Annotated in this window: 26 protein-coding genes; 22 read left to right on the forward strand and 4 right to left on the reverse strand. The window is 35.4% G+C overall.

Going from position 1 to position 25,750, the window contains the following annotated elements; all coding sequences use genetic code 11:
- Positions 1-56: 56 nt before the first annotated feature.
- The 3 genes from F7732_RS13645 to F7732_RS13655 all read left to right on the forward strand — a co-directional run bounded on the left by F7732_RS13645 (position 57) and on the right by F7732_RS13655 (position 2,344).
- Positions 57-782, forward strand: coding sequence for a pirin family protein (locus F7732_RS13645; RefSeq protein ID WP_151574594.1), 726 nt, complete (start codon positions 57-59; stop codon positions 780-782).
- A gap of 42 nt (positions 783-824) precedes the next feature.
- Entirely contained in the window at positions 825-1,232 is a 408-nt protein-coding gene (locus tag F7732_RS13650; RefSeq protein ID WP_275670932.1) for an SDR family NAD(P)-dependent oxidoreductase, read from the forward strand.
- A gap of 368 nt (positions 1,233-1,600) precedes the next feature.
- Positions 1,601-2,344, forward strand: coding sequence for an SDR family NAD(P)-dependent oxidoreductase (locus tag F7732_RS13655; RefSeq protein WP_151574595.1), 744 nt, complete (start codon positions 1,601-1,603; stop codon positions 2,342-2,344).
- Between the two features lie 689 nt (positions 2,345-3,033).
- Here the strand turns inward: F7732_RS13655 and F7732_RS13660 are convergent.
- Complete coding sequence (locus F7732_RS13660; RefSeq protein ID WP_151574596.1) at positions 3,034-4,038, reverse strand: ZinT/AdcA family metal-binding protein; 1,005 nt, start codon at positions 4,036-4,038, stop codon at positions 3,034-3,036.
- Between the two features lie 357 nt (positions 4,039-4,395).
- Between F7732_RS13660 and cntE the strand changes: the two genes are divergently transcribed.
- From cntE to F7732_RS13680, 4 genes are all read left to right on the forward strand, one after another.
- A complete protein-coding gene (cntE, locus tag F7732_RS13665) occupies positions 4,396-5,574 on the forward strand; it encodes a staphylopine family metallophore export MFS transporter CntE (protein ID WP_151574597.1) in 1,179 nt (392 codons plus the stop codon).
- A 264-nt stretch (positions 5,575-5,838) separates the two neighbouring features.
- A complete protein-coding gene (locus F7732_RS13670) occupies positions 5,839-6,678 on the forward strand; it encodes a tyrosine-type recombinase/integrase (protein ID WP_151574598.1) in 840 nt (279 codons plus the stop codon).
- 200 nt (positions 6,679-6,878) lie between these two features.
- Positions 6,879-7,721 carry an arylamine N-acetyltransferase gene (locus F7732_RS13675; protein ID WP_151574599.1) on the forward strand — a complete coding sequence of 281 codons (843 nt, stop codon included), beginning with the start codon at positions 6,879-6,881 and terminating at the stop codon, positions 7,719-7,721.
- A gap of 166 nt (positions 7,722-7,887) precedes the next feature.
- A complete protein-coding gene (locus F7732_RS13680) occupies positions 7,888-8,271 on the forward strand; it encodes a group-specific protein (RefSeq protein WP_151574600.1) in 384 nt (127 codons plus the stop codon).
- Between the two features lie 155 nt (positions 8,272-8,426).
- Here the strand turns inward: F7732_RS13680 and F7732_RS13685 are convergent, their stop codons facing one another.
- Positions 8,427-8,876 (reverse strand): DUF1569 domain-containing protein, encoded by a 450-nt coding sequence (locus tag F7732_RS13685; protein ID WP_151574601.1) that lies wholly within the window; start codon positions 8,874-8,876, stop codon positions 8,427-8,429.
- Positions 8,877-9,109: 233 nt separating this feature from the next.
- On the reverse strand, positions 9,110-9,544 hold the full coding sequence (locus F7732_RS13690) for a MerR family transcriptional regulator (protein WP_151574602.1): 435 nt from the start codon (positions 9,542-9,544) through the stop codon (positions 9,110-9,112).
- A gap of 307 nt (positions 9,545-9,851) precedes the next feature.
- Here F7732_RS13690 and F7732_RS13695 point away from each other — a divergent pair, with 307 nt between their 5' ends.
- The 12 genes from F7732_RS13695 (at position 9,852) to F7732_RS13750 (ending at position 19,269) form a co-directional block, all read left to right on the forward strand.
- A complete protein-coding gene (locus tag F7732_RS13695; RefSeq protein ID WP_151574603.1) occupies positions 9,852-10,709 on the forward strand; it encodes an aldo/keto reductase in 858 nt (285 codons plus the stop codon).
- A 178-nt stretch (positions 10,710-10,887) separates the two neighbouring features.
- Positions 10,888-11,739, forward strand: a complete 852-nt coding sequence (locus F7732_RS13700) for an aldo/keto reductase (RefSeq protein ID WP_151574604.1) — start codon at positions 10,888-10,890, stop codon at positions 11,737-11,739.
- Between the two features lie 299 nt (positions 11,740-12,038).
- On the forward strand, positions 12,039-13,160 hold the full coding sequence (locus F7732_RS13705) for an FAD-dependent monooxygenase (protein ID WP_151574605.1): 1,122 nt from the start codon (positions 12,039-12,041) through the stop codon (positions 13,158-13,160).
- Between the two features lie 64 nt (positions 13,161-13,224).
- Positions 13,225-14,394, forward strand: coding sequence for an MFS transporter (locus F7732_RS13710; RefSeq protein WP_151574606.1), 1,170 nt, complete (start codon positions 13,225-13,227; stop codon positions 14,392-14,394).
- Positions 14,395-14,716: 322 nt separating this feature from the next.
- The gene (locus F7732_RS13715; RefSeq protein ID WP_151574607.1) at positions 14,717-15,190 is read left to right on the forward strand and encodes a hypothetical protein; all 474 of its coding nucleotides are present in this window, start codon (positions 14,717-14,719) and stop codon (positions 15,188-15,190) included.
- A gap of 141 nt (positions 15,191-15,331) precedes the next feature.
- Entirely contained in the window at positions 15,332-15,715 is a 384-nt protein-coding gene (locus tag F7732_RS13720) for a group-specific protein (RefSeq protein ID WP_151574600.1), read from the forward strand.
- A 174-nt stretch (positions 15,716-15,889) separates the two neighbouring features.
- Positions 15,890-16,510, forward strand: a complete 621-nt coding sequence (locus tag F7732_RS13725; RefSeq protein WP_151574608.1) for a hypothetical protein — start codon at positions 15,890-15,892, stop codon at positions 16,508-16,510.
- Between the two features lie 152 nt (positions 16,511-16,662).
- The gene (locus F7732_RS13730) at positions 16,663-17,010 is read left to right on the forward strand and encodes a hypothetical protein (RefSeq protein WP_151574609.1); all 348 of its coding nucleotides are present in this window, start codon (positions 16,663-16,665) and stop codon (positions 17,008-17,010) included.
- Positions 17,011-17,166: 156 nt separating this feature from the next.
- On the forward strand, positions 17,167-17,436 hold the full coding sequence (locus tag F7732_RS13735) for a hypothetical protein (RefSeq protein WP_151574610.1): 270 nt from the start codon (positions 17,167-17,169) through the stop codon (positions 17,434-17,436).
- 207 nt (positions 17,437-17,643) lie between these two features.
- Positions 17,644-18,051, forward strand: coding sequence for a KH domain-containing protein (locus F7732_RS13740; protein ID WP_151574611.1), 408 nt, complete (start codon positions 17,644-17,646; stop codon positions 18,049-18,051).
- Positions 18,052-18,246: 195 nt separating this feature from the next.
- Positions 18,247-18,705: a VOC family protein gene (locus F7732_RS13745; protein ID WP_151574612.1), complete on the forward strand. Its 459-nt coding sequence runs from the start codon at positions 18,247-18,249 to the stop codon at positions 18,703-18,705.
- Between the two features lie 186 nt (positions 18,706-18,891).
- A complete protein-coding gene (locus F7732_RS13750; protein ID WP_066448707.1) occupies positions 18,892-19,269 on the forward strand; it encodes a VOC family protein in 378 nt (125 codons plus the stop codon).
- 262 nt (positions 19,270-19,531) lie between these two features.
- On the opposite strand, the gene F7732_RS13755 is transcribed toward F7732_RS13750, so the two are convergent.
- Positions 19,532-20,020, reverse strand: a complete 489-nt coding sequence (locus tag F7732_RS13755) for a hypothetical protein (RefSeq protein WP_151574613.1) — start codon at positions 20,018-20,020, stop codon at positions 19,532-19,534.
- A gap of 306 nt (positions 20,021-20,326) precedes the next feature.
- On the opposite strand from F7732_RS13755, the gene F7732_RS13760 reads away from it, so the two are divergent.
- The 3 genes from F7732_RS13760 (at position 20,327) to F7732_RS13770 (ending at position 25,741) form a co-directional block, all read left to right on the forward strand.
- Positions 20,327-21,130 carry a hypothetical protein gene (locus F7732_RS13760; RefSeq protein ID WP_151574614.1) on the forward strand — a complete coding sequence of 268 codons (804 nt, stop codon included), beginning with the start codon at positions 20,327-20,329 and terminating at the stop codon, positions 21,128-21,130.
- A 1,092-nt stretch (positions 21,131-22,222) separates the two neighbouring features.
- Entirely contained in the window at positions 22,223-23,719 is a 1,497-nt protein-coding gene (locus tag F7732_RS13765; protein ID WP_192913038.1) for an AbgT family transporter, read from the forward strand.
- Positions 23,720-24,031: 312 nt separating this feature from the next.
- A complete protein-coding gene (locus F7732_RS13770; protein WP_151574616.1) occupies positions 24,032-25,741 on the forward strand; it encodes a serine hydrolase domain-containing protein in 1,710 nt (569 codons plus the stop codon).
- The last annotated feature ends 9 nt before the right edge of the window (positions 25,742-25,750 follow it).

Below are 25,750 nucleotides of genomic sequence, written 5' to 3' on the forward strand. Positions count from 1 at the left end.
GTTTTAATCTTTTGCTTTTTAATAAACAAAAGATTATTTAAGGAGTGATTAAGAATATGGTGAAACAAAATGAAATAAAAATATTAAGGTCCGAAGATACCCCTTGGGGTGGTCATGAGAGGTTTCGCATTAGAGTCATTCGACCAGAACAAATTTTTGAAACATCAGAGAATGACCTCTCAGATATTACTAATAACGGATTAGGACCGTTGCTCTTAGTAATGCACTGTGAACTAAATAATGTATTAATCCCGATGCATGAGCACCGAAATGATGAAATATTAAGTTATGTCTGGAGAGGAGAAATGTATCATAAGGACTCAGTGGGGGATGAGAAAGTAGTATCACCTAATAACCTTATGTTAATGAATGCAGGATCAAGTTTCTTTCATGAAGAATCATCACAATCAGCTGAGGTCCTCCAAGTGTTGATGATGCCAAATGAGTTGGAATTAGCTAGTGAAGTTCAATTTTTAAAAAGAGAGGTATCTTATTCTAAAGAATGGAATTTACTTGGAGGCCATAAAGATTCTGGTGCACCTCTGAAAATTCGTAATAATATCGCTATCTTTGATGCACATTTGGAATCAGGAATAGTTACCTCTATTCCTAAAATAGAAAATTTAATGCCATGGTTATATATTATGGATGGAAAAGTCAGAGTAAAGGAAACGATACTCAAAAAGGGAGACGCTATAACAGGGCCTTACGAGAATATTGAGGAAATAGAAGCTTTAGATAAAACTACTTTAGTATTATTTTTAACGGATTTGAATTCATAATCAAAAAAGAAGATTTGATTTAAAGTTACTAATTTAAAATATATATTACCTGTAATGAAGGAACAAAAATATGGCTCTATCGTTAATACTTCTTCTGTAGCAGGGTTAATTGGTTCTCCAAATATGGTGTTATATAACTCTTCTAAACATGCTGTGATGGGTGTAAATAAAGTTGCAGCATTAGAAGCAGCTGGATTTAATGTACGTGTAAATACAGTCAATCCAGGTGTTATTAATACTAAAATGATGCGTAATATCGAATCTAACGTTGCTCCGGATTCAGCAGAAGCAGCACAACAGGCATATTCTGATTCTGTACCAATGAAACGATATGGTGAGCCTGAAGAAGTAGCTAGTTTGATTGCTTTCTTACTTTCAGATGAATCCAAATACGTAACTTCTTCTTCTTATACCATTGATGGTGGCTTATACAATTTAAGAATAAGTTAGTTAGTACTTTTATGTAAATCGCAATTGACGAATGTAATCAAAGTACCAACTTTTATGTTAAATGACATCAGAGTGCCTACTAGTATATTGAAATGTTGCTCTAAGCAATTTAATAGGAGTTTGAAATATAGTTAAATTAAATTCTAATCATTATCGGAAATTATTTTTGATCTTTAAAAGGGCAAATATCCAATGTAAAAGCTTATTTAACACGCTATTACGGCTACCTTAACGAACCGCCATATACTGGGAGTAACGGATGCCTACTGGATTCTATAAAGATTGTATTAAATTCATTTATTTGAAAATTCTTATTATGTTTTTTATACTAAAATAGCAATCAAATACTTATAAAAAGGATGATCTTAATGGGACGTTTAACTGGAAAAGTAGCTATTATTACTGGAGCAGCTCAAGGTATGGGTGCTGAACACGTACGAAACTTTATAAATGAAGGCGCTAAGGTAGCTATTACCGATATTAATGAAGCAGCTGCTAAACAACTGGCAGAGGAAATGGGTGAAAATGCTACATACTTCAAATTAGATGTATCGAATTCTGATGACTGGAAAAATGCTGTAGAAAAAACTGAAGAATTATTCGGTCCGATAAATGTATTAGTGAATAACGCAGGGGTTGGTATTTTTAAACCATTAGAAGATTTAACTGAGGAGGATTTTAAACTAACCTTTAAAATTGATGAGTTAGGTGTTTTTCTAGGTATGAAGGCTGTTCTGCCGTCAATGAAAAAAGAAAAAATGGGCTCAATTATTAACATTTCATCTGTTAGTGGTTTAGTTGGGGCACCTACGGGAGTTGCTTACAATGCCTCTAAGCATGCGGTTACTGGAATGACAAAGGGCGCTGCAGCAGATCTAGGCCAATATGGTATTAGGGTTAACTCTGTACATCCTGGAACCATAGAAACACCATTGGCTGCACAAGGCGATGTTGCTGATTATGTTAATGAATTAGTAAAGGGTGTTCCTTTGAGGAGAGCGGGAAAAGTCGAAGAGGTTTCTAAAATGGTCGTTTTCTTAGCTTCTGATGATTCAAGTTATTGCACTGGCTCCCAATTTGTAGTAGACGGCGGTATGATTGCAGATTTATAAAATGAATATAATTTAAGAGTTTCTTGAATTGATGTACACCCTAGAGGTTAGAAGAAATAATTCTCAATTTTAGGGTGTTTATTATATGTTGAATATAATATGATGTGGTTTTAAGTTAAATATTGTTGATAATTTTAACTGTAGTATACGGAAATGTCTAATTCAACTAACTTTTTAATCAAGAAAAATTAGCATTCATAGCAATACGGGTTTTTTAACTTGCTTCTTCAACTACCGGGGACTTATGTTCAAGATCAGCTGCCAAATCAGGCGGCTTTTTCTTTTAAAAAACGGGGTAGCATTCCTGCAATAAAAGAAATGGCAAAAGACAAGTTTGTGAATAAATGTACTTAAGCTAACGGGTGCTTAGTTGAACAAGAATTAAACAAGTTTATTATCACTCTATATCTCAGACAATTATTATAGGTTTTGTATTGCCAAGTTCAAGCGTGTCGCATGTGCACAGGACTATAGAGGAATGAAAATTTGGTTCTCCTTGTTATTTGGATAATACTAAGCCAGGATTTGAACTATCTCCCGATTGGATCAATCAATTAAAGCTAAAACAAAGTCATGCTCAAGGGCTAAGACAAAAATAGGCAGAAGAAAGGCGCTAATCTGCCTTCCTTCTCCTCTATATTTAAGAAACTATTAATAAATTCTCACTGATATTAATATATAATGATACCTTAATGAGCAAGCATATCTCTTACTATACCAGCACCATCTAACTTTGAAGGATAATATGTCGGAAAATGTGTACGTTCTGCTAATAATGCATCTCGGTCCTCTCCAAAATACAAGTGGAAATGGTGAGCTGGTGCTGTATTAATATTGTGATCACTAAAGATCATATATGTTGGCATATCTTTTGTATCATCGCTCTTTTTATAGACATGCCGAACCTGTCTATTTCCAGCATCACGTTCTAGAATTTCGTAACCTTCAGATTTATATTTTGCACTAACTTCCCGACCATCATCATAGTAAAATGTAAAGGAATCATCGCTAATAACAACTCTATTTACATCTGTTTCATATGCAATTTGATATTGTTTAATAAAATCTTCTTTTGACTTCTTATCATTATTCTGAGCTTTGACTTCCATTACTTCATCTAACTCGCCATTTAAAAGATATGGATAGACTGATTGCCAGTCTCCTGCAAAGTCGGACAATTCCCTTTCTCCTACCTCATCAAAGTAAAAGAAGCCTTCATAGATTCGTTTTGATACATAATCACTTCCATGATGATCATCTATCGTAATAATTTGTGGCACACTTTTTGCAACAATCTTATGGTCATTATCAAATAATCTAGCTTGAATTTGTTCACCATCCTCTGTGGCTGTACCAGAAAAAGTTTTCGTTTCATTATTAGGAACAACTTCCCAAGCGTCATCGTTCTCAGGATCTTGATTAGGTGCAAGTGTATACCAATGCCAGTGGTCATATTCTAAATCTTCTTCTAGCTCAGCTGTTAATTCAATAGTATCACCCGTATGATAATGATCAGCCAATCCTGCGATAGCAACGATTTCGTTAGGTTCATTGATATCATTTTCAATAGATGATTGACTCTGATTTTCCTCTACCTTATTACTAGTATCTTTGACAATTTCTCCAGATTGGCAGGCGCCTAATACTGAAATAGCAATTAAAGCCCCTATGTATCTAGTAAAAAAACTCTTCATTAATACACCCCTTAATAAATCGTAATCATTACGATTTGATAATAATGTAAGGAATATACGGTGTCAAGTCAAAAGTACCCAATCTATTATTAATGATTGTTACTGGACAGAGCAACTTTAATGCCTTACCACAAAAGTTCAAATGCATAGTTTAATTAAAATCGTTAGAGATATGTATGGTATTAAACTCTTTGTATTAAAATCAGAGCAGTTGGTATTCATAATAAAATATATAAAGACTTCATTTAACCGCGAGTTATGTGCTAAAATTCAATTGATGGAAATTAATCGTAATAATTACGATTTGCACTTTGGAGATTTAACATTAATTTTCATTTAATTGGAGGAGAGATAACCTTGAGTGGAGCAATGTCATGGCCTTTTTTACGTTTATATTTACTTGTACTTCTTTATTTTAGTGCTAATTCATTACTTAATGTCATCATTCCATTACAAGGAGGTGCATTGGGAGCTACAAATACAACAATTGGCTTAATTATGGGTGCTTATCTATTCACAACCATGCTTTTTAGACCTTGGGCAGGTCAGGTTATCCAAAAATTTGGGCCGATAAAAGTATTACGTATTATTCTTATTTTAAATGGCTGTGCATTAATTTTGTATACATGTACAGGTTTGGAAGGATATCTGGTAGGCAGAATGCTGCAAGGTGTATCAACAGCTTTCTTTTCAATGGCACTGCAAATAGGAATTATTGATGCACTACCTGAAAAAGATCGCTCACAAGGTATTTCTCTGTATTCTTTGTTTTCATACATACCGGGAATCGTTGGACCTTTTCTTGCATTAGGCATTTGGCAGAGCGGAATGGAGTATTTTTCAATTGTTATGATTGTCATCGCTGTTTCTACTGGACTTTTTGGATATAGTGCCAGAATCGACAGAAAAGAAAAAGCTAATTCATCTAATGAAACAGAGAGCAATATACAGACCTTTGCTTCGTTTGGTGAACTATATAAAAATCCCCACTTGTTCAAATGCAGTATTTTAATGCTAATTGGATCGATTGTATTTGGAGCAGCGACCGTATTTGTTCCCCTTTATGCAGACCAAATTCGAAATGGGAATGCCGGAATTTATCTTGGGCTTATGGCAATAACGGTTGTCGTTTGCAGGTTTACTTTGAGAAAAAACATTCCATCGGATGGAAAATGGCATTCTGGTTTTATGATGATTACCATGCTCCTTTTAGCGCTAGGTTCCCAGTTCGTAAGTTTTTCTGTAACAGGTGGTGTAGTTTTTTTCTACATTGGTGCTATTCAAATGGGGATCGCACAGGCACTACTCTATCCGACATTGACGACTTACTTAAGTTTTGTTCTTCCTAAATTTAATCGCAATATTCTTCTTGGCCTATTTATTGCTATGGCTGACTTAGGTGTATCACTCGGAGGTGTGATAATGGGTCCACTGGCAGATATTTTTACTTATTCAATCATGTACCAAATTTGTGCAATTATGGCTGCTTTAATGATTATTTTCTCTTACGACAATCGGAAGGTCTTTGTGGACTAGGTTTGATATTCTTGAGTTGTTAGAACCATTTTAATAGGGCAGAAAAAATGGTAATGGAGTGAGGAGGTTGTTAATAACTGGGTGAATTTATAATGCGAAAGGGGCAGCAATCCCTGTGATAAATGAATCAAAAGGATAGGGAATTGTGAAGAGTTACACTTAAACTATAGGGTGCAATAACTTAAAAAAATCTATAAAACTAGTATATTTTATAGTTTTCAGGCGAATAATGATAGTAATAGAACAATTAGGGAGATGTTCATTATGCTTGTATCTGAAGCCTGGAATCTTTATAAAGCAGATAAACAAATTCAGGGATATTCCTCTCAAACCTTAAAGGTATACAAAGTGCAAATGTCCTTATTAATCAAATATTTGGGGGATATTAAGATAACCGATATTACAACAGAATCTATTAAATTATATCTTGGAGAAGTGGCAACTCAGTTAAAAGCATCTAGTCTCTGTCATAGGATACGCTTTATTAAATCATTGTTTAAATGGGCTCAAGAAGAGAAGTATATTCCGATTAACCCGGTAACTACCATTAAAGAACCAAAACCAGAGAGTAGAATCCCTAAGTTTCTTACAGAAGAAGAAATTGAATTGCTCCGTGAAGCCTGTAAAACAACTTTTGAAAAAGCCTTATTCGAATTTATGTATTCAACAGGCTGCAGGATAGGTGAAGTTGTAAACTTAGATAAGCACTCTATAAATATGACAGAACAATCCGTTATTGTATTCGGAAAAGGCAAAAAAGAAAGAGAAGTGTATTTTAATACTCGCTGCAGCATTTGGTTAAAGAGATATCTTGAAGAAAGAACCGATGATCAAAAAGCACTGTTCGTTACAATTCGGGCGCCGCATCGAATGAGCATTGCACAAATGAGATATGTCATTAAACAGATCTCTAAAAGAGCAGGGATAAATAAGTCTATTCATCCACATCAGCTTAGACATAGTTACGCAACGACTCTTCTTAATAATGGAGCACCATTAGAGGTAATACAAAACTTATTGGGACACGAAAAAAGCGAAACTACTAGAGTATACGCTTATTTAAGCGGACAATTAAGACGTGAATTATACAAGAAATTCTTTTAAGTGCTGCTGATTGATGCAGCATTTTATAACGAGGGGCAGGAATATTAATAAACAAATGTATGAACTTCAATCTGGTAGCTAAAGAATGCGTTGATCCAGAAAGGATTTGCGTTTTTTTTATGGAATAACCTATTTAACATAAGAATATTTGGTTGTTTAAAAAATAAATTCACAAAAGAATTTTAGGGAGGCAGAACGGGTTGGGCAATATAACTGATACTGTAAATAAATATTTGGATTGTCTTAATTTAATTTTAGAGAAGCCATCATATAAGTATTTAGAAAAAATTTGTTATGCCCATTTAAATACTTTTCCTTTTGAAAATATAAGTAAGCTGCTATATTTTAAAAATCATCATTATAGTAATTTTAATTTACCTACATTTGAATTATTTATTAAGAACTTTAAGGAATACAACTATGGAGGAACTTGCTACACCTTAAATTCCAACTTAATGTTTTTATTAACAAAGATCGGGTTTGATTGTTATCATGTAATGCTTGGAGAAGAACACATGGCCATTATAGTGAAGATTGATAATGAACGATTTTATATTGATTGTGGTGCTGCTGCCCCCTTTTTCAAGCCGGTACGTTTTGAGGGGAATTTTGAGAATATTTCTTCTTTTGGTAAAGATGAAGTGAATATATTACCAGAAGAGCCTCATAGAAATAGGTATAAATATGTTCGCTATATTAATGGGAAACAAAGCGGAAAAGCATGGCATTTTAATTCTCGAAAAGAAGTAAAAGTTAGTGATTTTAATGATGTAATAGAAAAATCTAATAAACCTAACTCCACATTTATGACTATTTTAAGATGCCAACTATATCAGACCAGTAAACAAAGAAGTATCTCTTTGGTAAATAATAAGCTCAGTATACGTTATTCGAATGGTAAAACAAATGTTTTTACATTATCATCGCCAGGGGATATTAGAGAAGTCCTAACAGAAGAGTTTATGTTACCCAATTTACCAGTAATAGAAGCTATTGAAGTGTTAAAGACATTAAAAATAAACATTTTTGAACAAAGCACCTAACCTAATGTTCAAGATCCGCTGCCAAATCAGACGGCTTTTTTAATTACAAAATGGACAACATTCCTTTAATAAAGAAAGTTTGTAAACTTAAGCTATAGGGGCAGTTTAGTTGAAGAAGGATTTGGTTTTTGTGGTAATGTTTAAGTGATAGGAGGATTTGATAATTATGAAAAGGTTTTATGTTGCATCGAGCTTTAAAAACATAGATACAGTTCGTTACGTTAGTAACGAGTTGAAAAATAAAGGTTACATTCAAACATATGATTGGACACAAAATGAAAGAGTTTCAACGGTTGAGGATTTAAAAGAAATAGGACAGAAAGAAAGAAATGCTGTATTGGAAGCAGACTTTATTATTGTTTTATTACCAGCAGGTAAAGGAAGTCATATTGAGTTTGGGATTGCACTTGGACAAGGAAAAAGAATTTATCTCTACTCACAAGATGATGAAGTGAATAAATTCGAAACAACCAGTACGTTTTACCATTTACCTGAAGTTAAGAAATGTATTGGAACCATTGCTGAATTGATTGCAGCAGTAACAGAGTAAGCGAAGCTATTGAGCTAACGAGCGAATATGAAAGAAGAACAGCCACTGATCTAAGAAGGATTAGTGGTTCTTTTGTTGAAGTAAAGGGGCAGGTTAGTTCAAGAAGGTATAGTAAAATCATCAAACTATAATTGAAAAAAATTCAAATTCCTCAACTAAACCCCAAACTGTTTTAAATGGTGGTCAAGATGCTTGTATATCCCTCTACCCCATTGTTCAGGAGAAAGTTTTCCGAAAAAAGGATGAGGGTGATTTGAACAAGCCTCTGGTCCATTCTTTTGGAATGCTGTAATTTGTTGTTTCAATTTTTCTCTTTCTATTTCAAAATCTTTTTTATCTGCTATTAAAATGCTTGGTATAGTAGACATATTGTGTGGTAAAGGCTTGTCGTTATAAAAAATGGGTTTTGCGAACCCACCTACTATTAGCCCTAACCAACCTCTTGGAGGCGTAGAATAACCCATAGGAATCTCTTGGAAGGCTGAGCAATGAGCTAACATTTGAGCGACATCCATTTTCCCCCATAATGGTCGTGAATTTTCACTTAAGTTGTCGAGTCGTTTTAATATTTCTTCTGTATGTAAGTGTTCAAAAATAGTATTCATTAGAATAACTCCTTTAGTTTTGTTGATTTAAACCGATATTTGTTGATTTGATGTATATTCTACGTCAACATTATTTTTCCTTCTTTAGCTAAAAATGCGGGGGAGTTGTTCTATTAAAGGATTAAGCCCTTTTTGGTTGAATACTTTAACTAAAGGAGCAGGTTAGTTTAAGTATATTCCTTCACAAATCATTAATTTTGAATACAATGAAAAAGCCGATTCCCATTTGACAATCAGCTTGTGCTTTTTTTAAATTGGTTATTAGCATATTTTGACTCCCAATCTCCAGGATTCGTATCATCTGGCATCAAACCATTGATAATATCAAAGTAATGACTGGCCTTCTCTTCCATATATTTTACGGTTCGTTTTGCTTCCTCTAATTGTACCTGAGCTATCTCTTTCTGCTTCAGAATGATTTCATATCGTTCCTGAATGGTGCTATTACCTTCCAAACACAAATCCACATAGGATTTAATATCCTCCACTGACATACCACATTGTTTCAGAAATTTAACACCAATAAGCCAGTTGATTGATTCTTGATCGAAAAGGCGATTGTTGTTTTTGTCACGCTGTAAGCTTGGAACTAATCCTTTATCCGAATAGAAACGAACGGTATGTTCAGTCAGGTCTAGAAGTTTGGACACTTCCTTCACAGTATACATTTTATCCACTCCCCCAAAAATTATTAAACCCCTTGCCTTCGTTCTACACGAAGGTGATAGGATGGTCATGTTCAAGTTGCTATTAATGTAATCCCGAAAAGAACGATGTACAGAAATGCTAACTTAAAAGTATCAGTTTGCTTTAGTTCCAAATTGAAAAATTAATTTCAATTATTCAAAAGTATTGACTTCGTGTAACACGAAGGTAGTAGGCTTATATTAGCACAAGCGTACTAATACTGTAAATCCAAGATGGGATGAAAAGGTTGGCTTGACACAAAATTATATAAAGCAAGGAGGAGAATTTATGCAAAAAGTTATATTGAACAATGGTGTGGAGATCCCAATACTGGGCTTTGGTGTCTTCCAAATCGAAGATCAAGACCAATGTGAACAGGCAGTCTATGATGCTATTAAGACTGGTTATCGATTAATTGATACGGCTGCTACTTATTTGAATGAGGAAGCGGTGGGAAAAGCCATTAAACGAAGCGGCGTTCCAAGAGAAGAACTATTCATTACGACCAAACTTTGGGTACAGGATACTGGATATGAGGATACTAAAAAGGCATTCGCAAAATCCCTGGAAAAACTTCAATTGGATTATTTAGATTTATATTTAATCCATCAGCCATTTGGTGATGTGTATGGTTCTTGGCGTGCTATGGAGGAGTTGTACCGTGAGGGTAAGATTAGGGCAATTGGAGTAAGCAATTTCTCTCCCGACCGGGTGGTGGATTTGATCGTTCATAACGAAGTGGTTCCCGCTGTAAATCAGGTTGAAACCCATCCTTTCAACCACCAAATAGAAAGTCAAAAAGTCTTGCAAGAGAACAACGTTCAAATTGAGTCGTGGGGACCATTTGCGGAAGGGAAAAATGACCTCTTTCAGAATGGAATTTTAGTATCAATTGCTGAAAAGTACAATAAAACTGTTGCCCAGGTAGTTTTACGTTGGCTAACACAAAGAGGAGTCGTTGCGATTCCAAAATCCGTTCGTAAGGAAAGAATGATCGAAAACTTTAATATTTTTGACTTTGAATTAAACAAAGAAGATATGGATGAGATTGCTTCATTAGATACGGGAAAGAGTTTGTTCTTTTCTCATACTGACCCTGAAATCGTGAAATGGATGGGTAATTATAAGATCGGTGATGAAATATAGATTAGGTTTGGAGTATTCCTGTTAAGTCCGTGAAAATATGCGGTTATCATAACAATGGAACAGCCACTCTCATATTCGAACGAGGTGTAAACTGTATTGTAATTAACAAGCGAAACAGTGGATGGATTCAACAGTTAAGTATAGAAAATTTATTAAAAATCTAAAGGAGATACTTATTATGGAATACGTAACTTTAAACAATGGAGTAAAAATGCCAATTATCGGTTTTGGCGTTTATCAAATCACGGACATGGCAGAATGTGAACGAATCGTCGGAGAGGCAATTAATGCTGGATATCGTTCTTTTGATACTTCATCTGCATACTTTAACGAAGAAGCTGTTGGACGAGCAATCGCTAAAAGTGGTGTGCCTCGTGAAGAATTTTTTATCACCACAAAATTGTGGGTTCAAGATGCAAGCTACCAAGCTGCGAAAGGTGCTTACCAAGCTTCTTTAGATAGATTGGGTTTGGATTATTTAGACCTTTACTTAATTCATCAACCATTTGGTGACTATTATGGTGCATGGCATGCTATGGAAGAATTATATGAAGATGGAAATGTTCGCGCCATTGGTGTGAGTAACTTTGACGATGCTCGTTTAGCTGACTTAATTATCAATAATAAAGTCGTCCCGGTTTTGAATCAAGTTGAAACTCACCCCTTCTTTCAACAAAAAATTGCCATTGAAACCATGAAAAAATACGGTGTTCAAATTGAATCATGGGGTCCATTTGCCCAAGGTGGTAAAAATATTTTTGTGAATCCAACATTAGTAGAGATTGCAGAAGCTCATGGAAAATCAGTAGGTCAAGTTGTTTTACGCTGGCATATTCAACGAGGTGTCGTAGTGATTCCAAAGTCAACAAATCCAAATCGTATGAAACAAAACTTGGATGTTTTTGATTTTGAATTAACTAATGAAGATATTGAAAAAATTTCCGCTTTAGATCTAGGACACAGTGAATTAATCGACTATTTACAAGCTTCACCTGCGGAAATGCTAAACAGCTTAAAAGTACATGACTAAGGGAACACCAAATTGCAGAGTAAGCTGGTGGCGTTCCAAGGCATGTAGAAATGTTGAAGGAAAATGTTATTAAAGAAGCTTTTATTAAGACAAAAGAATTTGCAATAGCAGTACCTTATACCATTAACATACCTAAAAGTGTTGCTATCAACGAAATTTTAATTCGTCTAACTAAACAAGCTATGAAGGGTTGGCTTGGTAAGATTTATGTAATTTTCAGCCACTAAAAAACCGACTTCCATTAAGGAAACTCGGTTTTTCCAATTTTAAAGACACTAATAAAAAAAGGAGAAAGAACAATGATGAAAAAGGTTCTCCATAGCCAATCAGCCAAAGGAGCTAAAGGTTCTGCTGTCATTGTCGGTGCATCGCTTTCTGGTTTAATGACAGGGATTGCTCTATCGAAAGCTGGATTGAAAGTTACAATTTTAGAGAAAGTTGGAGCGAACCCACGTAGTGGAGCTGTTCTTCAAGTTGACAGTGGTGAAATTGATCGAACTAAAACAGCCAAATTCTTAAGAAAAGTTGCTTCTGGCGGAGTAAGATCTGCTGAGGCTTGGTCATCCATACAGTTTCGATTACGCAGAGAAGCTGAAGCTGATCCTAAAATAGACTTGCGTTATGATACACGTGTTCAAACAGTTAATCAGGATAACGATTCTGCCTGGGTTATAACAGATGGAGGAGAAACATTCCATGGAGATATTTTGGTGGGAGCTGATGGTTATCGCAGTACGGTTAGACATCATGTGGCACCACATAAGCCAAATGCAACTTTTGCAAGATACCTGATATGGGTAGCTGTTGTAGATGAGTACAACATACCAGAAAAATACCGTCCTAGCCCCCATGCACAGAAGTTTTCTATGCCAGAAGGGATCGGGGACTTTTTACTCGGAACAATTTTAGCTGGAATAAACGGTTCTTACACTTTAGGAGAGCGACGACTTGGGTGGGCTTGGTACGATAACACTCAAAATGCCTTGTTACGTCGTCTGGGGTGTGTAAAAGGAGACATTGTACAACATTCACTTCATGCTGCAGACATTCCTGAAGAAACATTAATTGAGCTAGCTGAAAAGGCTTCTATTAGATGGCCACAACCGTGGTTAGACGCAATTCTTTATAGTATTCAAACACGTAATCTGGTTGGAATTCCGATCGCCGAATACGTTCCTGACAATCTTGTAAAAGGGCGTATAGCAATCGTCGGAGATGCGGCACATCTTCCCACACCACTAACCGCAAAGGGATTTAATGCCTCATTACAAGATGCGGCTGCTTTGGCCGACAGTGTTGCCAAGGGAATACAAGGCAAATCAGCATCTGAGTCTCTTTTGGAATATGAATCTCTTCGTCTAAAACACGTCCGTCAGATTGTTCAGTCAGGACAATCTTTTAGCAGATCTTTTGGTAGATAAATATGGGTGTATAACCTAGAAAAGAAAATAATAGATTTATTAATGAAAAGAGGAGATTAACTTCATGTCTAATCAGAATAGACTTCTTATATATATTTTGACTATAGGAGTTTTCGGCATTCTAACTACCGAGATGGGTATCATCGGGATATTACCTTCCATTGCTGAACATTTTGATATAAGTGTAGCTAAAGCAGGGTTGTTAGTGAGTCTCTTTGCACTTGCTGTAGCAATATCTGGTCCTATATTGCCGTTATTATTTTCACGTATAAATCGTAAGTGGGTTATGCTGCTTGTACTTGGTATATTCGTTGTAGGGAATATTGTTTCGATATTTGCAACTAATTTTACTATTTTACTAATTGCTCGTGTGATCCCAGCGTTTTTTCATCCTGTTTATTGTGCTTTGGCTTTAACGGTAGCTGCTACATCCGTTAGAAAGGAAGAAGCACCAAAAGCTGTCGCCAAAGTAATATTTGGGGTGAATGCTGGTATGATACTTGGTGTACCAATTACTAATTATATTGCGAATCAGACTTCTTTAGAAATGTCATTTTTATTTTTCACCATTGTAAATGCTCTTGCTTTCATAGCTACTTTAATATTTGTTCCAGCCTTACCAGTTAAAGAAAGAATGACTTATGGAGCTCAAATAAGCGTTTTGAAAAAGCCAGTCGTTTGGTTAGCAATTGCTACAGTAGTATTTATAGGATCGGCATTTAGCAGTATTAATAGCTTCATTACAGAATATCTTGAAGCGGTTACGAATGTAACTGGAAATCTCTTAACATTAGCATTATTTATATTCGGTTTAGCAAGTCTAGTTGGAACTATAGCTGCTGGGAATTTCCTTACTAAAAATGCTCTTAAAACCGCCACAATTTTTCCTATCGTGTTAGGAGCTGTTCATCTTTTGTCATTCATTACTGGGAAATCTTTGGGCCCAATGATGATCACAATTCTGTTTTGGGGAATCCTATTTGCAATAGGTAATAATGTTAGTCAATATTGGATTACATCAGCGGCTCCAAAATCTCCTGACCTTGCAAATGGATTATTTCTCTCTGGTAGTAATTTAGGTATAACCATTGGAACAACAGTGGGTGGACTGTTTATATCAGGAATGGGTACACAATATGTGGTATTAGGTGGATTATTATTCTTAATATTGAGCTTAATATCTATTGTACTAAGGAATTACATGTTTAAACATAAAGCTCAACTTACTAGCTAGAGGTGCAATTCATCGTATTAAAGAATATTTTGACTAAAAAAGGTTAGGATCAGGCTTGACTATTCCTAATTGTGTTCAAATAATTGTTGTTTATTGCTAATTTAGACCGCATGTATAGCTTAGGGGCAGTATTATTTAATAAATGAATCAAAGGGGACGTTTATTTATGAACAATTATCTTAAATTATAGGGTGCTTATGTTCAAGATCAGCTGCCAAATTAGGCGGCTTTTTTTATGCGACTAACGGGGCAGGTTAGTTGAATAAGAAATCACAAAAGTAATGAGTATTTTACTTTAAAATTAGATTTAATGGGGGTTTATATGCGAAAACTTTATCTAGATAGAACAGCATTCTCTGGAGCCATAGGTGTTAATTTAGAAGATACTGAGATTATATCAGCAGGAACAACCATTTATTCAATGGGTGTTCATGATAGAAATGAGGAGTATCAAAGATACGCTAACGATTATGATATTCAATTTATCTTTGACGATGACATTCCGCATTTAGAGTTTTTTACGGTTCCACATGTAGATATTATGGCAAAAGATAGTAAAGGAGGATTTATCGGAACTGTTTATCAACAGTGTGATTCGGAAAGTGACGCACCAATTTGTTATATCGATAGGGATTTAGAGTGCTTTATAATTTCTGAAAACGTAGAAGATTTTCTGAGTAATATAGGAACATGGCAAGACAACATGAAACCCTATGATAAAATTACCGTTTATCGTTCGAAAGCAGAAGCTGAACTAGAATTTATCGATTTGTCTGATATTCTTCCATTATTATAAATTCTTCTTGAAGTAACCGGTGCTATGTTCAAGTTCAGCTGCCAATTCAGGCAGCTTTTTTATGTAATAAACGGGGCAGTTTAGTTGAAGAAGGATTTGGTTTTTGTGGTAATGTTTAAGTGATAGGAGGATTTGATAATTATGAAAAGGTTTTATGTTGCATCGAGCTTTAAAAACATAGATACAGTTCGTTACGTTAGTAACGAGTTGAAAAATAAAGGTTACATTCAAACATATGATTGGACACAAAATGAAAGAGTTTCAACGGTTGAGGATTTAAAAGAAATAGGACAGAAAGAAAGAAATGCTGTATTGGAAGCAGACTTTATTATTGTTTTATTACCAGCAGGTAAAGGAAGTCATATTGAGTTTGGGATTGCACTTGGACAAGGAAAAAGAATTTATCTCTACTCACAAGATGATGAAGTGAATAAATTCGAAACAACCAGTACGTTTTACCATTTACCTGAAGTTAAGAAATGTATTGGAACCATTGCTGAATTGATTGCAGCAGTAACAGAGTAAGCGAAGTTATTGAGCTAACGAGCGAATATGAAAGAAGAACAGCCACTGATCTAAGAAGGATTAGTGGTTCTTTTGTTGAAGTAAAGGGGCAGGTTAGTTCAATAAGAGAAGAACCTTTCATTACCTAATTAAGTGTATAATCAGGAAGAATCTATTTGAAAGAGGTAATCCAAGATGGATGTAGAAATTGGATATTTTCCAAAATATTATTATAGTTCCAAACCCAATGCTGGTGGTCATTTTCCGTTCGCCATCGAGGGGAACCTTCCTCTATATGTAATTTCAATAGACGGTTTTTATCCTCCTGATTTTAATGAGAATTTTCTTCCTTTATGGATGGAAAATACCAAAGCATTTCCAGTATATTTCTGTGCTGAAATTCCTTCCTATTGGAAAGTAGAATATGAGGATTTATGTCAGAAATGTAACATTAAATATAAATACTTATCTAATAATTCTAGATTATCGGTGTCTGTTACTGAAATTATAGATATAAATCAATTTCTTAAGATTTTCCCTATTTTTAATTCTATTGGCAGTAGTAATGACTTAGTTATATGGTCATCAGATAAAGATATTTTTCATGTAGAAGAATGTGAATGGCAAGGTAATTGGAAAGGGAAAGTTGGCGAAGCAGTTGTGGTAAAAATAGATAAGGAGATAAGTGTTTTCTGGATAGGGTATGACGGAGATAGTGTTATGGTGCTTTCCAACAACACAAATTTCTCTTCTTATGAAACCATTTGTAACACATTACCATCCTTTGTTAAACCGACAAAACGTGAGTTCGCATAACAACTCATTATTTATCCAACAACAGGTGCTTATATTCAAGATCTGCTTCCAATTCTTCTTATGTAATAAACGGGGCAGGTTTGTTGAAGAAGGAATCTCTACGTCATACGTTGAAATACAAGTAAATTAAACTTTATACCGAGGTGGAACTGTTGAGCAGAAACCGATATGCAGGTAGCTGGATTGAATCAAATTTTATAGAAATTGATTTGTTTTTTAGTGAGGAAAACCTTGTTTATTTGTTAACGGGTGCGATAAATAAATCAGATCAATATACTCATCAACAGATTTGTCATTGGTGTGATAAGCAATATATGAACTATATTAATGAAGATAATCTAGGTGATGAAAAGCTTTACGGCATTTTAGGGGATATCTCTGCACAATGGGATTTGTATTTAGCTAACACATTCTCTCTTAAAGAACTACAACAGTTGGATTTTTCAAAAATAAAACTCCCTATTGAATGGTTCGAAGGTTGGTTAGAGGAGCTAACTTAAAAGCATTTTCCAAGCTTATGAAGTTGCAGCAGGTGGTTATGTTCTAGCTCAGCTGCTATTTAAGCAGCTTTTTATTTAACCAACGGGGCAGGTTTGTTAAATAAGAAAAAGCTATAATCAATAATAAATTTAATTAATTTTAGGTGTGACTTATTAATGTTTGACCTTTTATCTGATTTGTTATCAAATATGCTTGGTGTTAGTACAGGTGCTCTGGATACAAGAAAAATTGATAAAAATATTGAAATGTTAAAACAAGAAACTTGGTTTAAAAAAATATACGATGACGAGAGATATCACAGATTATTTATGACAAATAGAAACGTTAGAGCTTACTTACAAAATAACATTCGGGTTAAAAAAATTATTCGTAGTGAGAAAGCCCAAACAAAATTATTGTCTTTACTTGAAAAACAATTAAAATAATAATTTTTGCTAAAGCAAATGGGCGCAAAGGACAAAAATCTTGTGATAAGTACTATGAGTTCTATTTGTGAAGAAACCTAATTAAACTATGGACAGGTAGTTGAAGAAAGATTGAAACATTATTGGGTTGGAAAACATAAAGAAAAATGAAAATTACTTAGACATATGCAGAATAGTTGAAGTGGGTTAAAAAGGAGAGAACTGAAAATGAGTTTGGCAAGCTATATTGGCTGCAAAGTAGAAGTTCCACTTAGCGATGAAGATTCAAACGATATAATCATTATAGGAAATTGTTTTTCGGATGAAAGCCACCGAATAGCTGTTAGGGAACATCAATTAACTACCCCTTATGTTTACGAGGTTTCAACTGATTGGGGAATTAACATTTCGGAATATACAAACGAAAGTGTTCGTAACGAATCAAAGCAAAAGCTTATTAGACTCTGTGAAATTATGGATGAATTTCTCGTAAAAGGGGATTATTTCGAACTATATAGTTGTTGGGTTGGGGAAGAAGATGAAGAACGGGAAGGAGAGTTAACTCTCCAACTAAAAAACTTTGACATAGACAAAATTAGTATACCTGAAAAAACATTAGTGAGATTTGAAAAATGAAGTCTCCTTCAACTAACAGGGGCTTTCCTTAAATAAATGGGAAGCCTTTTCTTATGGAGCTATAGGGGCAGGTTTGTTGAATAGAGAATATGAGGTCCCATTAATTCTACAGCTAAAGTTGTAGGGGATTTCAATCTATACATGGAGGTAATAATTTGGTGACTATTTAAAATTAAATGTAAGGAGGTTATATAAATGATTAAAGGGATTTATGAAGCCCATTTACCTGTAAAAGATTTAGATAAATCAATAGAGTTTTATCATAATTTAGAATTAAAGCTTGCCTGGCGTAGTTCAGATACCGCATTCTTCTGGATAGTTGAAGGGGAAAGTTGGGTAGGGTTATGGGAAGGGAAAGAAGTTAAAACCCTATACCACCCTTCTTTAAGGCATTTAGCCTTTACTATTTCTTATGAGGATATGAAAAGTTCGTTAGGATGGTTAAAAAGTAAAGGTATTTCAGCTGTTCCTTTCGGAGGTAGAACATCAGTAGAACCTTTTGTAAGACCATATCAAGGAAATGCTTCTGTATATTTTGAAGATCCTGATGGAAACAGTTTAGAATTAATGTGTTACATTGAAATACCTGAACATTTAAGAAATATTGATAAGGTATCTATAGAAGAATGGGAAGAACTCTACATAGGTAAATAGAAAAAATCCGTTTTGCTTTTACCATTTAGAGTGATATGTTCAAGAACAGCTGCCAATTTAGGCGGCTTTTTTCTAATGGACTAAACGGGGCAGGTTAGCTAAGGAAAAAAGGATTTTAATAGAATATATTGAATTTAGAAGTTTGAAAAGAATTTGACCAATCTATAAATAATATGAGGTATTAATATGGCATTTAGAATTGAGTTCTTTGTAAACGATATTGAGAAATCAATTTTTTTCTATCAAAACCTTTTAAAGCTTGAATTATCACAACAGGGAGAAAAAAGTGTAAGTTTTATTAGCAACGAATCTTTTCTTCTTTTAACTTCAATTGAGGTTTTAGATGACAATCATTATTTTAAAAAGCATAACTTTGCTAAAATGGGTGGTGGTGTAGAATTTATCATTATAACGGATCAAGTTGAAGAGATATATAAAAATATAAAACAAAAAAATCCTAATTCAATTGAATCTGATTTAAAACTACAAACTTGGGGGATGCTTGATTTTAGAGTCATTGATCCTGATGGTTATTATATAAGAGTGTCCTCTAAACGAAAATAGTACCATAATCATGATATTTATTACTTTCAAAACTTTATAGCTGTAGTAAAAAAAGAAGTTTGTAATAAACTTCACTTAAACAAACAGATGCTTATGTTCAAGATCAGCTGCCAATTCAGGCGGCTTTTCTTATGTAACAAAAGGGGCAGTTTAGTTGAAGATGAACATAAATAACAAAGTCGGAAATTAACAGAGGTAACTGAATGTCTAATTAAATTGGAAAAACAAGGAGAAAATACTTCCCCTTGTTTTTTCCATACTATTATTGAGTAAATACAAATGTTTCTTTTAACAGTCTGCCTGGGTTTTCTTTTGGCATCCAAATAATTTCAACCTCTAATTCTGTTGCCTTTTCTGCTAAAGGAAAATTTTGATATATATAAGGCATTTTCTCGTTCAATTGTTTAGCCAAGGCCATTGCTTGTTCGTGGCTATTTTGATTACAATCCTTTTCATCAGAACAACCAGTAAGAGAATATTTTGTTTTTGAATCAGGCTCATTTCTATACATATTAACTTTAACAGTGAGTACATCTTCCCCGATGTTATTAAGATTCAAAGAATATGTATGAAATTTACTTATTTCCGGTTTTACTGAACCCTTAGATTCTATTGCTTTTCCAATCTGGACAGACCACTGTTTGCTTGTTTGGTTCGTTGGTAGATGATCAAATGTTAAGGCTTTAGCTTGAAACGATGGACCAGTAACCAAAATACAGAGAATAGCAAGGGCAATGAACCATTTATTCATTTGTTTACCTCCTTTTCAAGTATTTTTTCCCACTTTCCATTATTTATTTATATTTGTGAAATGTTACTCTCGAGCATACGGGTCTTATATTCAAGCCAGCTGCCAATTCAGGCAGCTTTTCTTATTTCGCAAACGGGGCATTTAGTCGGATATGAATAATGGATAATGTTATTTCAAAAACTAAAAATGAGATTATATTAAAAGCAAGGAGGTTACCCACTTGTTCATTTTGGGACCGAACAATTTTTACGATGATACAACTTGGAATGTAAGAGATGATTATATAGTTTTAGGAAAATCAATATTATGAGGAAATATATTTTTATAATTCCACTCCTCATAGGGTGTTTAATTATTTCACACATCCAAACGACTGAAGCAACGAATAATATGAATCAACAACTTCTTTTTTTTGAGCAATTAAAGACAAATTCATTAAAGTATGAAGAGGTTCAAAACATTAAAATTGAAAATGATTCTGGGCAACGGCGTGTATTCAGTATCAACGATGGTTTTCAAGAACGTGCACTGAGAAAAGTAGTACACTGGCTTAATAATTCTAGCCGAGTAAATGGAACAATCGAGATATCATCAAAAAATCCATCTAATAAAATGACTTTAAAAATGGCAAATGATGAAGTGATTACAATTGAACCAGCATATACGTGCAAAGTTGAGATTATGCAGAAAACCTGCACGGCTAAAGATGGAGAATTAATTGTTTCGGATAATAGTCAAAAAATACAATTAAAGTCACAATCTCTTTATGATTGGCTCATAGTAGGATGGAGGAAAGAATCGTATGGACCCACCAAAGAAGAATTGCTGGAAGAAGCATTGTATACACGTTATTTAAATGAATTGGAGCCATCTTATTCAGATTTTTTTATGTGTCCTAAAATCAGAATTGAACCCATTGATGGGGACCCCAGGAGACACATCATTTTCGCTAGTGCTTTAAATTATTCTGGACACCACGGTGGGGATTTTGATAAACTTACTTTTTCTGTACGAGATTCTAACCTAACAGGGTTACAAGTGACGAATGTAAAAGTTGAGAAACATATATCACAAGAAGAAATCGAAAAACAATGCCAAACGTTTGATTAAAAGTACTATATACGTAACAGGCGTTTCCTATAGAGAAGGGGAACGCTTCCTATTTTGTAATTTCGGTAAATCTAAGTAATAATTAGTTTGTGAAGCGTTGTACTTAAACTATCGGGTGCTTTAGTTCAATAACGGTCTTCAACAATATGGCGCGCTTATTGAAAAAAGAAGTAAGAGGCTGGGACATAAGTAACTAACACACCTATTGGACCGAATGGTAAGGAAGGTCATCTTTCTAATCATTCGTTTTTTTATTTATAATTATAAAATATATTTTATTTACATGAGTGAAATGGAGCGGAGGGCCCTCGACTCCTGCGGGCTGCAGAGCAAAGGGTGAGACCCCGCAGGAACGAAGTGACGAGGAGGCTCAGCTTGCTCCCCGCGGAAAGCGAGGGTCCGCAGCGCAATGGAACAGTCTTGATTAAATACCGAAATTGAGATATTGAATATTCGTGTTTTAGAAATATTAATTTCATTTTGTCCCAGCCTAAATTTTATACAGCTTTTTATAAATTAGGTCTTAATAAAATCTTTTTTCAAAATGGTTTTTTTCAAAGTATTTAAACAAGGAGTTAATTGCATTTTTTCACTGGGATTTTATTACAACTCTGCATCACCACAAGAAGTGATTGGCCGCAGCACAATGGAAGAACGAACATCAAATCCTTTTTATAGAATAATTATTGAGCTCAGTCTCAGTCACTGTGAACAATATGAATAAATTTTGTATATTTCGTGTATAGAAATACTTTTCATATAATTAGACATTCATTACTTTTATATAAGATTAAATATTATATTTACTGGAGAGCTTTAACTAAGAGATTAAGCAGTACGCTTAAAAAATCTACTGGATATGTAGAAAAAATATGAATCTAACCGAAAATAGTACGGACTTTAATCGCTAAAGAGAAATTAACTCTAAACATTTTTATAATATTTATAACTATATTACTATTTTGAATACTTCCATATCTATTCCATTCTATGAAACTATTGTCTATACTAACTTATGTATAAAAATTATCATTTTTATTAAATTGAAGGGTAGGTTTAATCTTGGAAAAAGCTCAAAAGAATGGTTTCGTTATGCGTTTTCTAAATGTAATTGAGCGTGTCGGCAACAAACTGCCAGACCCGGTTACATTGTTTTTCTTTTTTGCTGTAGCAGTAGTTGTTTTGTCTGCTATCTTTGCTTCTGCTGGCCTTAAAGTAGAAGACCCGCTGAACGCAGGAGAAATGATAGAAGTCAAAAACCTATTAAACTCAGAAGGGATCTTATACCTTTTTGAAAGCGCAGTCTCTAACTTCACTGGATTTACTCCACTCGGCACAGTTCTTGTGACAATGCTGGGAATTGGAATTGCAGAACGTTCAGGACTTATTAGTGCGGCACTTCGCGGCCTGGTAACAAGTGTTCCGCGTGTATTAATGACAGCTGCTTTAGTATTTGGCGGTGTTATGTCCAGTATGGCTGCTGATGCAGGGTATGTAGTATTAACACCTCTTGGAGCGGTATTATTTGCCGGACTTGGTCGGCATCCGCTCGCAGGATTAGCGGCAGCATTTGCAGGGGTTTCCGGCGGATTCAGCGCCAATTTACTGTTGACTTCATTGGACCCGCTATTAGGCGGCTTAACAATGGATTCAGCAGCAATCATTGATCCGGAATATGCAGCAGGCATGAATTATGCTATGAACTACTATTTCATGATTGCCTCTGTTTTCCTTATTACCATAGTTGGTACGATTATTACTGATAAGATTGTTGAGCCTCGTCTGGGCACATATAAAGGAAATGTCGCTGAAGATGTTTCCTATCTAAAGCCAGAAGAGAAAAAAGGTTTATGGGGAGCATTATTATCTTTAATTGTAACGGGTATTGCTATTGCACTATTGGTTATCCCATCTTGGGGACCATTACGTGCAGGACAAGAAAATTTTGTTGATACTCCATTTTTAGGTGTGCTTGTGCCTGTAATCCTTATCATGTTTTTCATCCCTGGTTTGGTGTACGGAAGAATTACCAAATCAATCAAAAATGATAAAGATGTAGCTAGCCAGCTGGCAGATACCATGTCAACAATGGGCTCTTACATTGTATTGGCATTTGTTGCCTCTCAATTCGTGGCGTATTTTACTGAATCAAATCTTGGAACTGTCCTTGCCGTTAAGGGTGCTGACCTTATTGACGCAACAGGCTTTACGGGCATTCCGCTGATTTTGACTTTTATTGTGATCTCAGGCTTCATCAATTTATTTATCGGAAGTGCCTCAGCTAAATGGGCAATTATGGCGCCGGTATTTATTCCAATGATGATGCTTTCAGGTTATTCACCTGAGTTTACTCAGCTGGTTTACCGTATTGCTGATTCAACAACGAATGTTATTTCACCATTAATGCCGTATTTTGCAATCGTCATCGCGTTTGCGCAGAAGTACGATAAAAAGGTTGGTATTGGTACCTTGATTTCTACTATGCTTCCATACTCCATCGCATTTACAATCGCTTGGGTAGGGATGCTGTTAATTTGGATGCTGACAGGTATTCCAATTGGAACTGATTCACCAATTTACTACCCATAAAAACTCAGAACCTGTTCTTTCTTAATGAAAGGCAGGTTCTTTTTTTATGATGAATGGATGTGTGATGACCATTGAAGGGGACGTCCTGTCTGGCAGGTATACTACCAAGTCGTCTCCGCTTCTTGTATGTTTGGAAAACGATATGGCAAGTATATATACGTTTATGAATTTTAGAAGTTATTTCACTCTCTAGATAATTAGAACCATCTGAATTTTAAGACTATTTTGGTATAGACAACTATACTATTATTTCGATACCCTAAAAGGGAAGCACAAATGTAAGTGCTGTCATAAATAAATGGAGGTGTGCCAATGAAAAGAAAAGCAATGACTGTTGCCGCAATTTTATTCACTACATCCGTTTTAATGTCAGGAGCAGATCCCGTTATGGCTCAACATCCATTAAATGAACCTCCGGGGATGGAATCGATGGAAAAAAAGAAAAAATCAAGTCAAAGGATGCATCCGCTATTTTCCTGGGATCGTCCGGGGCCCATTTCACCTGTTCTGCATAAAGGTTCACCGCGCAGTGCAGGAATGATGAAACAGCCTCTAAAGGAAATGGATCCGGCAATCGAAGCGCTGATTGAAGAAGGAGCGATGCCTGGTGCAGTCGCCTTTGTGGCAAGGAGAGGTCATATTGTAAAGCATGAGGCTTATGGGAACGCCTATCAGTATACCGATGGAGAGTTCACTGAAGCAGACAATCCTATACCAATGAAAGAGGATACGATTTTTGACGTGGCTTCCATCAGCAAAATTTTTACAACTGTAGCGGCAATGAAGCTATATGAAGAAGGGGAATTTCAATTAGATGATCCTGTTTCTCTCTATATTCCCGAGTTTGAGCAGAATGGAAAAGAAGCAGTAACGATCAGACAGCTTATGACGCATACTTCTGGATTTGAACCTGGAATTCCACTGTATTCTCAAGCGAATAACCGTGATGAAAGATTACAGCTTGTATTTTCGCATGAATTAGAAGCAGAACCTGGCACTCAGTATACGTATAGTGATTTAAATATGATTACACTTGGTGCATTAGTGGAACGGCTTTCAGGTAATCGTCTCGATGTGTTTGTTAAAAAGCATATTACCGAACCACTAGGAATGAAGGATACCATGTACAACCCGCCTGAATCACTGAAGCCCCGCATTGCTGCAACAGAAGATCAGTCCTCAATTGGCAGAGGTCTTGTCTGGGGTGAGGTGCATGATGAAAATGCCTGGTCACTTGAGGGAGTAGCTGGCCATGCTGGTGTGTTTTCAACAGCAGAGGATTTAGGCAAACTGGCTCATATGTTTATAAATGAGGGCGAATATGCCGGCAAGCAGATTTTGAAGGCTGAGACCGTGAAGCTGCTGGAGGAAAACCAGAATGAAGCTTTTCCTGGAGATGACCATGGTCTCGGCTGGGAGCTGGGCCAAGGCTGGTATATGGATGCCTTATCTGAAGGCAGTACTTTAGGTCATACAGGATATACTGGAACTTCCATTGTAGTGAACAAAAATAACGCTACCATCAGCATTCTGCTGACAAACCGGGTTCATCCAACCCGTGAGACGGTTTCTACAAATCCTGCCAGAAGACAGGTTGCCAGGTTAACAGCAGATGCCATTCCTGTGGCGATGCCTTCTAAAAAGAAAGCGTGGTTTTCTGGCTATGGTGATGAGCTTAATCGCACCTTAACTGCCAAAGTTGAGGCGGAAAAAGGTGCAGTATTAACTTTTGATACTTGGTACAGAATTGAGAATGAGAGCGATTATGGATACATTGAGGTTTCAAAAGATGGTGAGAATTGGACAGCTATAGGAGCTCCTTACACAGGAACCAGTATTGATTGGAAGAAGAGCACAGTTCTCATCCCGAAAGGAAGCAACTATATCCGCTTCCGGTACGATACAGATGCAACTGTAAACGGACGGGGCTGGTATATCCATGACGCAATGATTAAGCAGCCAAATGGAAAGGACATGAAATTGAAACTATCAACCGATGGCTGGGAAAAAAGAAGATATTAAATAGAGGAG

It is taken from the genome of Bacillus mesophilum (assembly GCF_008923265.1).
Taxonomy (GTDB): Bacteria; Bacillota; Bacilli; order Bacillales; family Cytobacillaceae; genus Cytobacillus; species Cytobacillus mesophilum.

Coding starts and splice junctions, on each gene's coding strand:
- F7732_RS13670 (WP_151574598.1), top strand. CDS start 5,839: ATGCTTGTATCTGAAGCCTGGAATCTTTATAAAGCAGATAAACAAATT.
- F7732_RS13685 (WP_151574601.1), bottom strand. CDS start 8,876: ATGAATACTATTTTTGAACACTTACATACAGAAGAAATATTAAAACGA.
- F7732_RS13760 (WP_151574614.1), top strand. CDS start 20,327: ATGAGGAAATATATTTTTATAATTCCACTCCTCATAGGGTGTTTAATT.
- F7732_RS13740 (WP_151574611.1), top strand. CDS start 17,644: ATGAGTTTGGCAAGCTATATTGGCTGCAAAGTAGAAGTTCCACTTAGC.
- F7732_RS13645 (WP_151574594.1), top strand. CDS start 57: ATGGTGAAACAAAATGAAATAAAAATATTAAGGTCCGAAGATACCCCT.
- F7732_RS13715 (WP_151574607.1), top strand. CDS start 14,717: ATGCGAAAACTTTATCTAGATAGAACAGCATTCTCTGGAGCCATAGGT.
- F7732_RS13690 (WP_151574602.1), bottom strand. CDS start 9,544: ATGTATACTGTGAAGGAAGTGTCCAAACTTCTAGACCTGACTGAACAT.
- F7732_RS13705 (WP_151574605.1), top strand. CDS start 12,039: ATGATGAAAAAGGTTCTCCATAGCCAATCAGCCAAAGGAGCTAAAGGT.
- F7732_RS13700 (WP_151574604.1), top strand. CDS start 10,888: ATGGAATACGTAACTTTAAACAATGGAGTAAAAATGCCAATTATCGGT.
- F7732_RS13660 (WP_151574596.1), bottom strand. CDS start 4,038: ATGAAGAGTTTTTTTACTAGATACATAGGGGCTTTAATTGCTATTTCA.
- F7732_RS13710 (WP_151574606.1), top strand. CDS start 13,225: ATGTCTAATCAGAATAGACTTCTTATATATATTTTGACTATAGGAGTT.
- F7732_RS13655 (WP_151574595.1), top strand. CDS start 1,601: ATGGGACGTTTAACTGGAAAAGTAGCTATTATTACTGGAGCAGCTCAA.
- F7732_RS13755 (WP_151574613.1), bottom strand. CDS start 20,020: ATGAATAAATGGTTCATTGCCCTTGCTATTCTCTGTATTTTGGTTACT.
- F7732_RS13745 (WP_151574612.1), top strand. CDS start 18,247: ATGATTAAAGGGATTTATGAAGCCCATTTACCTGTAAAAGATTTAGAT.
- F7732_RS13750 (WP_066448707.1), top strand. CDS start 18,892: ATGGCATTTAGAATTGAGTTCTTTGTAAACGATATTGAGAAATCAATT.
- F7732_RS13770 (WP_151574616.1), top strand. CDS start 24,032: ATGAAAAGAAAAGCAATGACTGTTGCCGCAATTTTATTCACTACATCC.
- F7732_RS13720 (WP_151574600.1), top strand. CDS start 15,332: ATGAAAAGGTTTTATGTTGCATCGAGCTTTAAAAACATAGATACAGTT.
- F7732_RS13725 (WP_151574608.1), top strand. CDS start 15,890: ATGGATGTAGAAATTGGATATTTTCCAAAATATTATTATAGTTCCAAA.
- F7732_RS13765 (WP_192913038.1), top strand. CDS start 22,223: ATGCGTTTTCTAAATGTAATTGAGCGTGTCGGCAACAAACTGCCAGAC.
- F7732_RS13735 (WP_151574610.1), top strand. CDS start 17,167: ATGTTTGACCTTTTATCTGATTTGTTATCAAATATGCTTGGTGTTAGT.
- F7732_RS13695 (WP_151574603.1), top strand. CDS start 9,852: ATGCAAAAAGTTATATTGAACAATGGTGTGGAGATCCCAATACTGGGC.
- F7732_RS13680 (WP_151574600.1), top strand. CDS start 7,888: ATGAAAAGGTTTTATGTTGCATCGAGCTTTAAAAACATAGATACAGTT.